The organism is Salinimicrobium terrae DSM 17865 (assembly GCF_000424665.1).
Lineage (GTDB): Bacteria > Bacteroidota > Bacteroidia > Flavobacteriales > Flavobacteriaceae > Salinimicrobium > Salinimicrobium terrae.
In genome coordinates this window covers 90,446-105,170 of the sequence record NZ_AUKI01000002.1, presented here as the reverse complement: position 1 = coordinate 105,170, position 14,725 = coordinate 90,446, and the positions used below count along the sequence as shown (strand labels likewise).

General features: G+C 40.9%; 16 protein-coding genes. 9 read left to right on the top strand and 7 right to left on the bottom strand.

Annotated features, from left to right (window positions below; genetic code table 11):
• The coding region (locus H148_RS0101060; protein ID WP_029033138.1) for an ISAon1 family transposase N-terminal region protein at positions 1-209 on the bottom strand (209 nt) is incomplete at its 3' end.
• A 161-nt stretch (positions 210-370) separates the two neighbouring features.
• Here H148_RS0101060 and H148_RS0101055 point away from each other — a divergent pair.
• The 8 genes from H148_RS0101055 to H148_RS0101020 all read left to right on the top strand — a co-directional run bounded on the left by H148_RS0101055 (position 371) and on the right by H148_RS0101020 (position 6,903).
• A complete protein-coding gene (locus H148_RS0101055) occupies positions 371-1,366 on the top strand; it encodes a beta-ketoacyl-ACP synthase III (RefSeq protein WP_029033137.1) in 996 nt (331 codons plus the stop codon).
• A 21-nt stretch (positions 1,367-1,387) separates the two neighbouring features.
• Positions 1,388-1,891: an acetyl-CoA carboxylase biotin carboxyl carrier protein gene (gene accB, locus H148_RS0101050; protein WP_029033136.1), complete on the top strand. Its 504-nt coding sequence runs from the start codon at positions 1,388-1,390 to the stop codon at positions 1,889-1,891.
• 40 nt (positions 1,892-1,931) lie between these two features.
• Positions 1,932-3,278, top strand: a complete 1,347-nt coding sequence (accC, locus tag H148_RS0101045; protein WP_029033135.1) for an acetyl-CoA carboxylase biotin carboxylase subunit — start codon at positions 1,932-1,934, stop codon at positions 3,276-3,278.
• A gap of 198 nt (positions 3,279-3,476) precedes the next feature.
• Positions 3,477-3,848, top strand: a complete 372-nt coding sequence (locus H148_RS0101040) for a hypothetical protein (protein ID WP_156877178.1) — start codon at positions 3,477-3,479, stop codon at positions 3,846-3,848.
• Between the two features lie 24 nt (positions 3,849-3,872).
• Positions 3,873-4,988 (top strand): NAD(P)/FAD-dependent oxidoreductase, encoded by a 1,116-nt coding sequence (locus H148_RS0101035; protein ID WP_029033133.1) that lies wholly within the window; start codon positions 3,873-3,875, stop codon positions 4,986-4,988.
• Positions 4,989-4,990: 2 nt separating this feature from the next.
• Positions 4,991-5,656, top strand: a complete 666-nt coding sequence (gene mtgA / locus H148_RS0101030) for a monofunctional biosynthetic peptidoglycan transglycosylase (protein ID WP_029033132.1) — start codon at positions 4,991-4,993, stop codon at positions 5,654-5,656.
• An 89-nt stretch (positions 5,657-5,745) separates the two neighbouring features.
• A complete protein-coding gene (locus H148_RS0101025) occupies positions 5,746-6,300 on the top strand; it encodes a DUF3575 domain-containing protein (RefSeq protein ID WP_156877177.1) in 555 nt (184 codons plus the stop codon).
• Positions 6,301-6,444: 144 nt separating this feature from the next.
• Positions 6,445-6,903 carry a hypothetical protein gene (locus H148_RS0101020; protein ID WP_037324458.1) on the top strand — a complete coding sequence of 153 codons (459 nt, stop codon included), beginning with the start codon at positions 6,445-6,447 and terminating at the stop codon, positions 6,901-6,903.
• Here the strand turns inward: H148_RS0101020 and H148_RS0101015 are convergent, their stop codons facing one another.
• From H148_RS0101015 to H148_RS16990, 6 genes are all read right to left on the bottom strand, one after another.
• Entirely contained in the window at positions 6,904-7,872 is a 969-nt protein-coding gene (locus H148_RS0101015) for an ABC transporter ATP-binding protein (protein ID WP_029033129.1), read from the bottom strand.
• Between the two features lie 92 nt (positions 7,873-7,964).
• The gene (locus tag H148_RS0101010) at positions 7,965-10,145 is read right to left on the bottom strand and encodes a prolyl oligopeptidase family serine peptidase (RefSeq protein ID WP_029033128.1); all 2,181 of its coding nucleotides are present in this window, start codon (positions 10,143-10,145) and stop codon (positions 7,965-7,967) included.
• A 126-nt stretch (positions 10,146-10,271) separates the two neighbouring features.
• Positions 10,272-11,261 (bottom strand): aspartate-semialdehyde dehydrogenase, encoded by a 990-nt coding sequence (locus tag H148_RS0101005; protein WP_029033127.1) that lies wholly within the window; start codon positions 11,259-11,261, stop codon positions 10,272-10,274.
• Positions 11,262-11,586: 325 nt separating this feature from the next.
• Positions 11,587-12,015, bottom strand: a complete 429-nt coding sequence (gene mscL, locus H148_RS0101000; protein ID WP_029033126.1) for a large conductance mechanosensitive channel protein MscL — start codon at positions 12,013-12,015, stop codon at positions 11,587-11,589.
• A 34-nt stretch (positions 12,016-12,049) separates the two neighbouring features.
• Positions 12,050-13,159: an alanine racemase gene (gene alr / locus H148_RS0100995; RefSeq protein ID WP_029033125.1), complete on the bottom strand. Its 1,110-nt coding sequence runs from the start codon at positions 13,157-13,159 to the stop codon at positions 12,050-12,052.
• Positions 13,131-13,799 (bottom strand): thymidine kinase, encoded by a 669-nt coding sequence (locus H148_RS16990; protein ID WP_037324457.1) that lies wholly within the window; start codon positions 13,797-13,799, stop codon positions 13,131-13,133. Before H148_RS16990 ends, alr begins: the two co-directional genes overlap by 29 nt.
• A 99-nt stretch (positions 13,800-13,898) precedes the next feature.
• Here H148_RS16990 and H148_RS0100985 point away from each other — a divergent pair, with 99 nt between their 5' ends.
• Complete coding sequence (locus tag H148_RS0100985) at positions 13,899-14,720, top strand: hypothetical protein (protein WP_029033124.1); 822 nt, start codon at positions 13,899-13,901, stop codon at positions 14,718-14,720.
• The last annotated feature ends 5 nt before the right edge of the window (positions 14,721-14,725 follow it).

The following is a 14,725-nucleotide window of genomic DNA, read 5'->3' as shown; positions in this document are numbered from 1 at the left end:
TTACCTCGCAAGGGAAAATCCTGAATAGTAACTTCTTTATGGAATCCTTTAGACACTAAAAGTTTTGAGGAATGTTCCTGAGGAGGAGTATTGCGTTCCTCAAAGTAAAGGTGAAGTACTTCTTTTTCTTTTCTACTTCTTATCAAATCAAAATGCTCTACAAGGAATTGCGGCAATACAAGCTTAAGTAAATCCAGGTAATTATCCACCTCTAGTTTTTCTGCAAATATCTAGCTTTACTTCAATTCCTCCACAACTTTTGAGATTGATCCCTAAAAACACCTTAATTTGCACCGCTGTATTTTGAAGATTTAGTAATTTACTACTATACAGAATACTAATTTTAATACAGAGGCACAAAAGCTATTTTATGAATAAAAGAACAGCAGCGATTACAGCTGTAGGCGCGTATGTACCCGAATTCGTATTGACCAATAAGATCCTTGAGACTATGGTCGATACCAATGATGAATGGATTACTTCCAGAACCGGGATCAAAGAACGGCGCATTCTTAAGGACTCTGATAAAGGAACTTCTTTTCTTGCCAAAAAAGCAGCACAGGACCTCATTGAAAAATCTAATGTTGATCCTGCAGAAATTGATCTCGTAATACTTGCAACAGTAACTCCAGATTTACCTGTAGCAGCGACAGGAGTTTATGTGGCTACAGAGATTGGAGCCGTGAATGCTTTCGCATATGATTTACAGGCCGCATGTTCCGGCTTTTTATATGGTATGTCAACTGCTGCTGCCTTCATTGAATCAGGAAAGTATAAAAAAGTACTGGTAATTGGGGCAGATAAAATGTCTTCTATATTGGATTATACAGACAGAACTACTTGTATCATTTTTGGTGACGGTGCAGGCGCAGTGCTTTTTGAAGCTAATGAAGAAGGGCTGGGAATGCAGGATGAGATTCTTAGAAGTGATGGGACCGGAAGAGAATTTTTAAAAATCTCGGCGGGTGGATCTTTAATTCCTCCAACAGCACAAACGGTTGCCGATAAACAACATTATGTTTATCAGGATGGTAAAACCGTCTTCAAGTTTGCCGTGACGAACATGGCCGAAGTGAGTGCAAAGATCATGGAGCGCAATAACTTATCCAATGAAGATGTAGACTGGCTGGTGCCGCACCAGGCCAACCGTCGTATTATAGATGCAACTTCTGGCCGTATGGGCCTTGACGATGCAAAAGTACTTATGAACATTCAGCGATATGGTAATACAACATCTGCTACCTTACCGTTGTTATTGAGCGACTTTGAAAAACAGTTTAAAAAAGGAGATAATCTTATTTTTGCTTCATTTGGAGGAGGCTTTACATGGGGCTCAGTTTACCTTAAATGGGCTTATAATTCTTAAAAACACCCAACATTAAATATTATGGATTTAAAAGAAATTCAGAATCTAATCAAATTCGTGGCCAAGTCTGGAGCCAGTGAAGTAAAGCTGGAAATGGATGATGTAAAGATCACCATCAAAACCGGATCTGAGGATAAGGAAACCACAATTTTACAGCAGGTACCAATGCAGGCTGCATCGCAAATGCACCAACCGGTACAGCAACAGCAGGCGCCGGCACAGCAACAGCAAGAAGGAACTTCACCTGGCAGCGGTGATACCGGCGGGGAAGATGATGACAAAGGATATATCACTATTAAATCTCCAATTATCGGAACCTTCTATAGGAAGCCATCCCCGGACAAAGGTCCTTTCGTAGAAGTAGGAGACTCGGTAAAGGTAGGAGATGTGCTTTGTGTGATCGAAGCTATGAAGCTTTTCAACGAGATTGAAAGTGAAGTTTCTGGTAAGATCATAAAAGTACTTGTGGATGATTCTTCACCTGTAGAATTCGATCAACCTCTTTTCATAGTAGATCCTTCATAACAGCTGTAAGGTTTTACCCTACAGCCAAAACTATACAGGTATGTTTAAAAAAATATTGATTGCCAACAGGGGAGAGATCGCCTTGCGCGTTATTCGCACCTGTAGGGAGATGGGCATAAAAACCGTGGCGGTGTATTCCACTGCCGATGCAGAAAGTCTGCACGTTCGTTTTGCCGATGAAGCCGTTTGTATTGGCCCTCCTCCAAGTAACCTTTCCTATTTAAAAATGTCCAATATAATTGCAGCTGCAGAAATTACCAATGCAGATGCTATTCATCCCGGATATGGATTTCTTTCTGAAAATGCAAAATTTTCAAAGATTTGTGCCGAACATCAAATAAAATTTATAGGTGCCAGTCCGGAGATGATCGAGAAGATGGGGGACAAGGCTACTGCCAAGGCTACTATGAGGGCAGCAGGAGTACCTTGTGTTCCCGGTTCTGAAGGGATTCTGGAATCTTACGAAGAGGCCGAAAAGATTGCAGGAGATATGGGTTATCCTGTAATGCTTAAAGCTACTGCCGGTGGTGGAGGTAAGGGAATGCGTGCCGTTTGGAAGAAGGAAGAGCTGCGCAAAGCCTGGGAATCTGCCCGTCAGGAAGCCGGTGCCGCTTTTGGGAATGACGGAATGTACATGGAAAAACTCATTGAAGAGCCACGTCATATTGAAATCCAGATAGTGGGAGACAGCTCGGGAAAAGCATGTCACCTTTCAGAAAGAGATTGTTCAGTTCAGCGCCGTCACCAGAAGCTTACTGAAGAAACGCCATCTCCTTTTATGACCGATAAACTCAGAAAACAGATGGGTGATGCTGCCGTAAAAGCAGCCGAGTTTATTCAATATGAGGGTGCAGGGACTGTGGAATTTCTTGTAGACAAGCACAGGAATTTCTATTTTATGGAAATGAACACCCGAATCCAGGTGGAGCATCCAATCACCGAGCAGGTGATCGATTATGATCTTATAAGAGAGCAAATCCTGGTTGCTGCAGGAGTACCAATTTCAGGAAAGAATTATACACCGCAACTGCACTCTATTGAATGCCGGATTAATGCTGAAGATCCTTACCACGATTTTAGGCCTTCTCCCGGAAAGATCACGAATCTCCATGCACCGGGAGGACATGGAGTAAGAATTGACACCCACGTTTACAGCGGGTATATAATTCCCCCAAACTACGACTCGATGATTGCGAAGTTGATCACTACTGCCCAAACCCGGGAAGAAGCGATAAGCAAGATGAGACGGGCATTGGACGAGTTTGTGATTGAAGGAGTGAAAACAACAATTCCGTTTCACAGGCAGTTGATGGACGAACCCGATTATGTTGCAGGGAATTATACAACCAAATTTATGGAAACCTTCAAAATGAAGCCCATAGAATAACTTTCCAAGCCCCTTTTCTAAGGGGCTTTTTTATCTTTCATCAGCTCAAAAGTTGAAATAACAGGATTACATGTTCTTCTTCATGTTTATGCCATATGTTATACTTCAGTGGTTTATAAATAAATTATTACCTTAAGAGGAAAATTTGGTTCAGGCTGTAGCCGACACAGCATTTCAACAGTTCATAAATTCAATATTATGCGGAAATTATTTACTGCCTTATTTCTATTGTTCATAAGCATACCCCTTGTTGCCCAGGATATTACAGGAGATTGGTACGGAAATTTAAAGGTGCAGGATCGCAATATGGGAATTGTTTTTCATATTTCTGAAACCCACGATGGGTATATAACCACCCTGGACAGTCCTGCGCAAAATGCTTATGATATACCTGTGGAGTCTATAACATATAATGATCGTATACTGGAGGTAAAGGCGCCTAAAGCAGGAGGTTTTCACTTTAAAGGAAAACTTACAGATAAAGGTCTTTCCGGCTCTCTTAGACAAGGTGGGGCTCTTGTACCCCTCAAACTTTACAGGGAGAAGCCCGAAGAGGCAAAAAAAGAATAACTTTAGCGTCAAAATGCAATTTTTATGAGCTTTTCCTATTGGGAGCATGATTCCTGGTTCTCAAGTATAGACTTTACAATAGTTGGCAGCGGAATCACCGGTCTCAACTGTGCCCTGCAACTAAAAACCCGTTATCCAAAAGCTAAGATTGTAGTTCTGGAAAGAGGTCTTCTTCCCAACGGAGCGAGTACTAAAAATGCCGGATTTGTCTGTTTTGGCAGCCTTGGTGAAATTCTGGATGATCTCGAGCAACATTCCGAGGAGGAAATGGTGGCATTGGTGAGGAAGCGAATTCAGGGGCTTAATCTACTCAAAGAAAATTTGGGAAGTGAAAATATAGACCTTCAGGTGAATGGCGGATATGAACTGTTCACAGCAGCAGAAGAGAATTTTTATAATTCTTGTCTCTCGAAAATGGCAAAAATAAACAACCTTTTAAATCCCATTTTTGGAGAGGATGTTTTCAGCATTACGAATAATAAATTTGACTTTGGAAAGGTAAAGGACCAATTGATATTCAATAAATTTGAAGGGCAGCTGGATACCGGTAAAATGATGACTGCATTACTACAAAAGGTGCAGGCAGCCGGAGTTAAGATTCTAAATTCGGTCACTGTAAACGGTTTTGTTCAGGGGCATGATTCTGTAGAGGTAGAGACAGAACATTTTAGCTTCCACACAGGTAATTTACTTATAGCCACCAATGGTTTTGCTTCACAACTGGGAATACCCGAGGTCAAACCTGCCAGGGCGCAGGTGTTGATCACCTCACCAATTCCAGATTTGCATGTAAAAGGTACTTTTCACATGGACAAGGGTTTCTTTTATTTCAGAAATATCAATAATAGAATTTTATTGGGGGGCGGAAGAAATCTCAATTTAAAAGGAGAAGAAACTACAGAACTTGCCCTCACGACTCTAATTCAGCAGCGGCTTGAAGCACTTCTGAAAAATGTTATAATTCCGGGCAAACCTTTTAAAATCGAAAGACGCTGGAGCGGAATTATGGGTATGGGAGATCAAAAAAAGCCGGTAATTAAGAAGGTTTCCAAAAATGTTTTCTGCGGGGTGCGGCTTGGCGGAATGGGTATTGCAATTGGCAGTCTCGTAGGAAAAGAACTTGCCGAGCTAATCGATTAAGTATGAAAAAATTCTTCAGGCTTTTGCTGAAACTTGTACTGGGTTTATTTCTCTTTAGTATTCTCATGGTAATTATTTACAAATGGGTGCCAATACCTTTTACTCCTTTAATGGCTATTAGATATTTTGAAAATCCCGAAGAAGAAATCAGGCACGATTGGGTGCCTATGGAAGAAATTTCAGATAACCTGAAGGTTGCTGTAATCGCCAGCGAGGATCAAAATTTTCTACATCATAGTGGCTTTGACTATAAGGCTATTCAGAAGGCGATGGAGGATAACAAGAAAGGTAAGCGAGTAAGAGGGGCGAGTACAATTTCTCAGCAAACAGCAAAAAATGTTTTTTTGTGGCCGCAGCGTAGCTGGTTCAGGAAGGGTATGGAAGTTTATTTCACTTTTTGGATTGAATTGTTGTGGAGTAAAGAACGCATCCTGGAGGTATATCTCAACAGCATTGAAATGGGGCAGAGTGTATATGGTGCCGAGGCGGCAGCAGAAGCCTGGTTTAACAAAAGTGCAGAGAACCTTACTTCATACGAGGCAGCAGCTATTGCAGCTATTCTTCCTAATCCAAGACAATATAGAGCTAACCCGGCCAGTAGTTATATTCAGGGAAGACAAGCCTGGATCGTGAGGCAAATGAGGAATCTTGGAGAATTAAAATTGTAGAATTAGTAGTATTCTCCAAATTTAATTTGAGAATTTCAATTAAAAGTTATATTTGTCGACCTATAAAAACATCATTTAACAACAAATCAATGAGAAGAATATTACTATTACTATTGGTTTTATTGAGTTTTAATTTCAGTGGATATGCTCAGGAAGCTGAAGAAGTAACCGATAAACAGCCAGAAAGGTTTTATACGGGTAAGAACGAATTAAAAGTGAATGCCTTTTACTTGCTCCTAGGTTTTCCCGAACTTTCTTATGAACGCGTTTTAGATGAGGAATCAGCGTTAGGTCTTTCTGTTGCTTTTTCTGTAGATGAAGTTTTTGGTATCGATTTTATGGCCATTCCTTATTACAGGGTTTATTTCGGGGATAAACCTGCATCCGGATTTTTTGTTGAAGGTAATGCCGCTATCTATGGGGGCGATTATTATGAGTATTCGTATTATGAAGACTATTATTATGAAGAAACAGTAACTAATGAAGTGGGTGCAGGTTTAGGCCTTGCTGTTGGCGCTAAGTTTATGACTGAAAGTGGATGGGTTTTTGAAGTATTTGGAGGAGCGGGAAGAAACTTTTTAAGTCCAGATGAAATAGATCCTGTCTATCCCAGATTAGGATTGACCGTTGGAAGGAGATTTTAAAAAAATCTATTGATACTTTAGCTAAAGCAGAAGAGTCTAAATTATGATTAGGCTCTTTTTTTATTTTTCGGCTGACTGTGGGCAATTAATCCAGAATTCCAGCCGGTCTTGTTGGAAGATTGTAGGGGTTTAAAATTAAGTAAGATGAGGGAATTAGAAATAAAACACCAACTTTTGGAAGCTTGTACAGAATATGTCACCACGAGGATTAATAAGATGGAATTAGGGATAAAAGATCTTGAAGCTGCTTTAAAACTGGAAACCAAGTGCTCCATGGGCGACAAATATGAAACCGACAGAGCTATGTTGCACCTTGAATTTGAAAAAATTGCCGGACAATCCGAGGGTTTTAAAAAGCTGCAGAAAACAGTACGGGCAATTCCTTCGGGGAGAATAGATGAAAAGGTAACTTTTGGAAGTGTTGTAAAAACCCCGGTTGCAAATTATTTTATTTCCATTCCCGCTGGAGAATTAATTGTGAATGGAGAGAAGTATTTTGCCGTAGGAGCGAGTGCCCCTATTTCTAAGGTTTTGACTGGGAAAACGGCAGGGGATGTCGTGAACTTTAATGGCCGGGAGATTATGATTCAGAAAGTGTTTTAATTACCTGATTCTCTTTTCAAGTAGATTCGGATTAAAATCCAGGTGAATTGTTTTCCCGAATCTCAATTCTGTTGGGTTTTCCAGTAGAATTTGCTGCCCATCCATTTCTACTTCAATTAGGAAATGACTGCCTTTAAAAAAGCATTTCCTAACAACTGATTTGTACATGCCCGAATCTATAATTTTCACTTCATTAGGATAGAAAATAACTTTTTTACGCGCCGGATAATTTTGTAAGAACAGGGATACCGGCAGCTCGTTTACTTCGCTAAAAAGAGAAGCTACATAAACATTTTTAGGATTGTTATAAAGCTCCTGCGGCGGTCCCAATGCTACAATCTTACCTGCTTTCATTACCATTGTTCTGTCGGCAAATGCAAGAGCATCTGTGCTATCATGGGTTGCCACTAACACTGTCACACCTGTTCTTTTAAGGTATGAAAAAAGGTTTCTTCGCAGCTTATTTTTCCTAAAGTGATCAATATGGCTAAAAGGTTCATCCAGCAGCAAAACTTCGGGAGGATTAGCTAAAGCCCTGGCAAGTGCCACTCGCTGTTGCTGCCCTCCACTTAAAAATTTGGCTTTTACTCGGGCTAGTTCCCGCATTTCTACCAGTTCCAGCAACTCATTAACCCGTTGTTGCTTTTTACGCGGGTAGGCGTTGGAGAGGTATTTGCCTATATTTTCGGCTACACTTAAGGGTGGCATAAGATCAAAATCCTGAGTGAGATATTTTATGAAATCCTCCCCCGGAACTATATTGAAATTTGGTCCCAGTAACTGTTTATCACCCCAAAAAATTTTTCCGTTTACGTGATGGAGGCCGTAAATCGACTGGAGGAGTGTACTTTTCCCACAGCCACTAGCACCTATAATAGAAATATTTTCCCCTTTTTCAATCCCGAAGCTCAGGTTCTTTAAAACCGGCTTTTCTTCGTAGGCAAAAGAAAGGTTTTTAACCTTAAGCATATATTTTAAGTTGAATAGTAAATTTACGTCATTAAAAACAAAAAGCCTTCGTGAGAAGGCTTTTTGAAAAGGTTAGATATCTGTATTTAATATTACTCTACATCATTTGGAAGACTTTCGTACCCCATACTATAAAGTGTAAATCCAAAAATATCTGCGTATTGTTCAATAGTTTTACTCACAGGAGTTCCTGCGCCATGACCTGCATTGGTTTCAATTCTTATCAACACCGGCTCGTCTCCCGCATGCTTATCTTGAAGCTCGGCAGCAAACTTGAATGAGTGAGCAGGGACCACGCGATCATCATGATCTCCCGTAGTGATCAATGTGGCAGGATATTCTTCTCCGCTCTCTACGTTGTGAACCGGAGAGTATCCTTTAAGGTAATTAAACATTGCTTCACTTTCTTCGGCGGTACCATAGTCGTAAGCCCATCCTGCACCTGCGGTGAAGGTGTGGTAGCGAAGCATATCCAGTACCCCTACTGCCGGTAAAGCTACTTTCATAAGGTCTGGCCGCTGAGTCATAGCAGCACCCACCAGAAGACCTCCGTTTGAGCCTCCGCGAATAGCCAAATAATCTCTTGAAGTGTAATCGTTTTCTATAAGATACTCTGCGGCTGCAATAAAGTCGTCAAATACGTTTTGCTTCTGCATCTTTGTACCTGCATCATGCCAATCTTTTCCATATTCCCCGCCTCCGCGAAGATTTGGGACAGCATAAATTCCTCCCTGTTCCATCCATACCGCATTGGCAATACTAAAAGAAGGAGTAAGGCTTACATTAAATCCGCCGTAACCGTAAAGAATTGTCGGGTTTTTCCCATCCAATTCAGTTCCTTTTTTGTAGGTGATGATCATAGGGATCCTGGTGCCGTCTTTAGAGGTATAAAAAACCTGCTCACTAATGTAATTATCTGGATTGAAGTTTACATCGGGACGGTTGTACAACTCAGATTCTCCACTTTCGACATTGAATTTATAAATGCTGCCAGGAGTTACGTAGTTAGTGAAGTGGTAATAAAGATCTTGTTCTTCTTTCTCACCACCAAAACCGCCTACAGTTCCAATTCCCGGTAGATCAACTTCTCTCACAAGCTGCCCCTCATAGTCGTACTGCTTTACGTTTGAAACCGCATCCTGCATGTATTCTGCAAAAATATATCCACCTCCGGTTGAGGGACTTAGCACATTTTCAGTTTCAGGAATAAGGTCTTCCCAGTTTTCGGGAGTTGGATTGGCCGCATCAACAGTTATGATCTTTCTGTTCGGCGCGTCCATATTTGTTACAATAAAAAGCTTGCTGTCCCGGTTATCGATCACGTAGCTCTCATTCCTTTCATGTCCCACAATAGTATCAATGGTAGGATTATCTTCGGTAAGGTCCATCATAAACAGTTTTCCGCCTGAAGTTGAGCTTCTGGCAGAAATAAACAGGTAGCGGTTATCTTCAGAAACATTTCCGCCCACATAACGATGTTTTTGCTCGGGAGTAGCACCAAAGATCACTTCATCCTGGCTTTGGGGAGTTCCCAGCTCGTGGTAATAAAGTTTGTGCTGATCTGTTTTTGCTGAAAGTTCACTTCCTTCGGGCTTATCATAGCTGGAATAGTAAAAACCTTCATTGCCTTTCCAGGATAGACCGCTGAACTTTACATTTACGAGAGTATCTTCTGTAACCTCTTTTGTTTCAGTGTCAATAACGATCACCTTTCTCCAGTCGCTTCCGCCTTCAGAAATACTGTAGGCCAGTTTTTTTCCGTCTTCAGAAAAATTCATTCTGGCGAGAGAAGTAGTTCCGTCATCACTGAATTTGTTGGGGTCAAGAAAAACTTCCGGCGTTGCATCTTCAGATTTTTTACGGTAAATAACGCTCTGGTTTTGCAGTCCGTCATTCTTGCTGAAGTAGATCCAACCACCTTCTTCGTTTGGAGCACTTAATTTCTCGTAGTTCCAGAGTTCGGTGAGTCTTTGTTTTAGTTCATCTCTAAACGGAATTTGATCCAAATAGTCAAAAGTAACTTCATTTTGTGCCTTTACCCACGCTTCAGTCTCTGCGCTGCGGTCGTCTTCCAGCCAGCGGTAAGGATCTTTTACCTCGGTTCCAAAATAAGTGTCTACGGTGTTACCTTTTCGGGTTTCGGGATATTCCAATGCAGTAGATGGGGTTTCAGGTGTTGGCGGAACGGGTGGTTCCGGTTGTTGTTGTTGTTGTGAACTTCCGCAGGAGATCAATGCTCCGGCAGCAAGTACAGTAATCAAAGTTTTCTTCATTTTTCAGTAATTTAAGACAGGTTCTAAAATAGGTATTTTTCTGCAAAATCACATTAAGAAAGGCTGCACAGGATATGCAGCCTCAAAATATTAGCTTTCAAAAATGCCATTTTTGGCACCTCTTAACTATACAAGATCATTTTCTACCAAATATTCGGCAATTTGTACGGCATTGGTTGCCGCGCCTTTGCGAAGGTTATCGGCTACGATCCACATGTTCAAAGAATTTGGTTGTGAAAGATCCCGCCGTAGACGTCCAACAAAAACATCGTCTTTACCTTCGGCATAAATTGGCATAGGATAAGTATTTACATCTGTATTATCCTGCACGGTAACGCCTGGAAACTCCTTTAGTAATTTACGGACTTCATTAATGTCAAAGTCATTTTTAAAGGTCACATTAACCGATTCGCTATGGCCACCCACTACCGGAATACGAATGGCAGTTGCTGTAACCTCCACCGTATCATCCTTTAAAATTTTCTTGGTCTCATTGGTAAGTTTCATTTCTTCTTTAGTGTAACCATTCTCTTCAAAAACATCACACTGTGGGATAGCGTTACGGTGAATTGGGTAAGGATAGGCCATTTCCCCCTGCTCACCTTTATACTCGTTTTCCAATTGTTGCACGGCTTTCACTCCTGTTCCCGTGATAGACTGGTAGGTGGAGACAACGACCCTGGTTATTCCATATTTTTCGTGAAGAGGTGCTAGTGCCATCACCATTTGGATGGTGGAACAGTTTGGATTGGCAATAATTTTATCTTCTTTGGTTAATTCTGAAGCATTTATTTCGGGTACTACCAGCTTTTTATCGGGATGCATTCTCCATGCTGAAGAATTGTCGATAACCGTTGTGCCTGCTTCTGCAAATTTTGGTGCCCATTCCAGCGAAGTCTCCCCTCCTGCCGAAAACAGGGCAATATCCGGCTTTTGTGCGACAGCCTCTTCCAGGCCTATTATCTCATATTCTTTATCTTTAAAGTTGATCTTATTACCTACAGATCTTTCTGAAGCTACCGGTGATAATTCGGTAATTTCAAAATTTCTTTCTGCAAGTACTTTTAACATCACTTGTCCCACCATTCCGGTGGCACCAACTACTGCTACTTTCATATTTTAAATTTCTTAATTAAGACCTTCTAAGCTTTCAAAATCTTTGAGATCATACATTTAACACTGCAAATGTATTGTACTGCTAATAATTAAAAGAATTATGAAATGAAATTAATTGCGCCGGTTTCATTTTATAACCACTTTTCACAGAATGTTAAAAATGAGAGATAACAGGAAAAAAGACCCCCGTTTTTGGCGGGGGTTTAAAATTAAAATATGTAGCGTAGCGGTTACTACGTGTCGTTCAGGATTATTAATACAAATTTAAATCAAAAAGAAGAATAGCAGGAAAAAAAGGTTATAAGGTGGTAAAGGCCCAGATTTTTTAACTACTCCTTTTTCTTAATTCATCTCTTATTTCTGTAAGCAACTGCTCTTGTGAAGGTCCTTTGGGTTCGGTTACTTTTGGAGCTTCTTTCTTGGTTTTTGTTTTTTCATAAGCACGCAACACCAGGAAAATGAAAAAGGCCACGATTATAAAGTAAATGATGGCCTGTATCACATTACCATAAGTGAGTATCGCGGCTTCAGCTTCCCGGGCAGCATCAAGAGTTTCATATTTTTCTCCATCCAGAGCTATGAATTGATTTGAAAAATCGACTCCTCCCATTATTACACCGATAAGAGGCATAATAATATCGGCTACTACAGAAGAAACGATTTTATTAAAAGCTGCTCCTACGACTACAGCCGTAGCAAGAGCAATGATATCTCCTTTTAAAAGAAAGATTTTAAAATCTTTAAAAAATGCCATATTTGAAAGTTTAATTAGCAGGCTAAATTAAAAATTAATTGCCAATGAGAACGCGTTTGACCCTCTGGGATATGCCAGTAATAAGCTCATAGGAAATAGTATTGCCCATTGCGGCAAATTTGGTGGCATGTTGAGGTCCACCAAAAATTATCACCTCATCTCCTTCTTCACACTCGATTCCCGTAATGTCTATCATGATCATATCCATGCACACGTTACCTATTATGGGAGCGTAATTCCCGTTAATTAGTACTCCTGCACGGTCGTTACCATATTGCCTGTTAATACCGTCGGCATGACCAATGGGTAGGGTGGCCGTTTTTTTCGACTTATCTGCTTTAAAGGCTCTGTTATAGCCCAGGGTATCTCCCTTCTGCATGTGATGGATTTGCGAGATTATAGTTTTAAGAGTACCTATAGGTTTTAGTTTTTGATCTTCGGGTTCATCATTTCCAAAACCATATAATCCAATGCCAGATCGTACCATGTCGAAATGCGCTTTCGGGTAATTTATTATTCCTGAAGTGTTGCAAATATGTAGCATAGGTCTGTAACCCAATTCATCATATAATTTTAAAGCAATCTTCCTGAAGGTATGTATCTGCAAAAGGGTAAACTCCCTTTCCCTCCAATCTTCACTTGCTGCGAGGTGAGAAAAAAATGATGCTGCTTTTACCGACGTTGACCCCTTTAAAAGATCCCTCACTATAGAAGTTTCCTTTTCCGAAAAGCCCAAACGATTTAGGCCCGTGTTGAATTTAATATGCACAGGATATTCTTTCTGTTTCTGTTTTTCGGCTGTTTCGATGAACTTCTGCAGAACAAATTCGCTGTAAAGGCTAGGTTCAAGGCAGTGCTCAATTATCGCTTCAAAATTAATGGATTGCGGGTGCAGCACTAGAATGGGAGTTTCAATACCTGCTTTGCGCAAGGCTATACCTTCTGAAGTATAGGCCACCGCAAAATAATCGGCTCCCAGTTCCACAAGTTTTTTTGCTATTCCGGTTACGTCGCTTCCGTAGCCGAAGGCTTTGACTACCGCCATAAATTTCACATCATCATTTGTCCTGGATCTTATGTAATTATAGTTGTGCGCTAAGGCACCGAGGTCAATTTCAAGTACGGTCTCCCTGGCTTTCGGCATGTTCGCTTCTTTTTATATCTTTTAATTCTTCAGGATCTTTCACCTCAATGTTCTTCAGTTTTTCTCGCAGGCGGGCCTTGTAAAAAGCACCTCTGCTAAGAGGCTCATATTCTTCGTTCTCCCCCAGCATCACCAGGTCTTCGTTTGAAGTTTTGCGGTAGCTGAACTGAGCGAGGTTTCCGGTACGGGTGCAAACCGCATGTACTTTCGTCACGTATTCTGCAGTTGCCATGAGGCTGGGCATAGGTCCAAAAGGATTCCCTTTAAAATCCATGTCAAGGCCGGCAACGATCACCCGCACTCCACGGTTGGCCAGATCATTACATACAGAAACGATTTCCTGATCAAAAAACTGGGCTTCATCAATTCCTACTACATCGCAATCATCTGCCAGCAATCTTATATTGGCTGCAGCAGGCACGGGAGTAGAGCGAATTTCATTGGAATCATGAGAGACCACCATTTCTTCATTATAGCGGGTATCTATGGCCGGTTTAAAGATCTCAACCTTTTGTTTGGCAAATTTTGCACGTTTGAGCCTGCGAATAAGCTCTTCGGTCTTTCCCGAGAACATCGAACCGCATATAACTTCAATCCACCCAAATTGCTCCTTATGATTTACTGTATTTTCGAGAAACATTTTGTATTTTTCAAGACCAAAAAGCGGACTTCGCTTTTGATAAAGGTGACACAAATTTATTAAAAATACAACCGCATTTAGGTTGCAAGCATGAAAGTTATGAAAAAGCAGTTGAAAGAGGAATTAGTAGCTTTGGCCGAAAAAGTTGCTCTTTTAAAAGATCAGGATCAGGTCTCTACAGGAGAACTGAAAGAATTGGCCAGGAGATTGTTCGAAAAACTCACGATTTATAATTTCACCGAATCCAATCTTTACACCGCTGCTGAAATAAGACAGCAGGAAGTGGTGAAAACTGCACAACAAGTGGAGGCTCCAAAAGAACAGAAGCCGGAGGGGAAAACTTCAGAAGTAAAAAATCAGGAGAAAAAAACTCCTGAAAAAAAGTCGGAGACCGTAAGACAGGAAGAGAATTTTCCCGAACCAGATGAATACAACCCGACCGGGCTTGAGTATAATGATTCTGAGGCGATCACGGAACCTAATACCGAAAAAATTAAAGATATAGTAGCCCAGATGCCACCCGAAACTCAGCAGGTTGATGATTTGTTTGCGCACATAGAACCACGCAATTATAAGAAGAATGACATGAGTGACATTGGTGGTGTCCATTATGATAATCTCCCGCAGTTTGAGCCGGTAAAGAAGTCAGGTGCTGGCCAGGATAAACCTAGATCTCTTAATGACCGCCTCAAAAAAGGGATCAATATTGGCTTGAATGATCGAATGGCTTTTGTAAAGCACCTTTTTGACGGTAGTACTACAGATTATAACAGGGTTTTATCCCAACTCAATACTATCAAATCCAAAGAAGAAGCTTCTAATTTTGTTGCAAACATGGTTAAACCCGATTATAATAACTGGGAGGGAAAAGAAGACTATGAAAGCAGATTTTTGGCTATAGTTGAGAAAAGTTACGAGTAGAAGCT

Coding starts and splice junctions, on each gene's coding strand:
- H148_RS0101055 (WP_029033137.1), top strand. CDS start 371: ATGAATAAAAGAACAGCAGCGATTACAGCTGTAGGCGCGTATGTACCC.
- accB (WP_029033136.1), top strand. CDS start 1,388: ATGGATTTAAAAGAAATTCAGAATCTAATCAAATTCGTGGCCAAGTCT.
- accC (WP_029033135.1), top strand. CDS start 1,932: ATGTTTAAAAAAATATTGATTGCCAACAGGGGAGAGATCGCCTTGCGC.
- H148_RS0101040 (WP_156877178.1), top strand. CDS start 3,477: ATGCGGAAATTATTTACTGCCTTATTTCTATTGTTCATAAGCATACCC.
- H148_RS0101035 (WP_029033133.1), top strand. CDS start 3,873: ATGAGCTTTTCCTATTGGGAGCATGATTCCTGGTTCTCAAGTATAGAC.
- mtgA (WP_029033132.1), top strand. CDS start 4,991: ATGAAAAAATTCTTCAGGCTTTTGCTGAAACTTGTACTGGGTTTATTT.
- H148_RS0101025 (WP_156877177.1), top strand. CDS start 5,746: ATGAGAAGAATATTACTATTACTATTGGTTTTATTGAGTTTTAATTTC.
- H148_RS0101020 (WP_037324458.1), top strand. CDS start 6,445: ATGAGGGAATTAGAAATAAAACACCAACTTTTGGAAGCTTGTACAGAA.
- H148_RS0101015 (WP_029033129.1), bottom strand. CDS start 7,872: ATGCTTAAGGTTAAAAACCTTTCTTTTGCCTACGAAGAAAAGCCGGTT.
- H148_RS0101010 (WP_029033128.1), bottom strand. CDS start 10,145: ATGAAGAAAACTTTGATTACTGTACTTGCTGCCGGAGCATTGATCTCC.
- H148_RS0101005 (WP_029033127.1), bottom strand. CDS start 11,261: ATGAAAGTAGCAGTAGTTGGTGCCACCGGAATGGTGGGACAAGTGATG.
- mscL (WP_029033126.1), bottom strand. CDS start 12,015: ATGGCATTTTTTAAAGATTTTAAAATCTTTCTTTTAAAAGGAGATATC.
- alr (WP_029033125.1), bottom strand. CDS start 13,159: ATGCCGAAAGCCAGGGAGACCGTACTTGAAATTGACCTCGGTGCCTTA.
- H148_RS16990 (WP_037324457.1), bottom strand. CDS start 13,799: ATGTTTCTCGAAAATACAGTAAATCATAAGGAGCAATTTGGGTGGATT.
- H148_RS0100985 (WP_029033124.1), top strand. CDS start 13,899: ATGAAAAAGCAGTTGAAAGAGGAATTAGTAGCTTTGGCCGAAAAAGTT.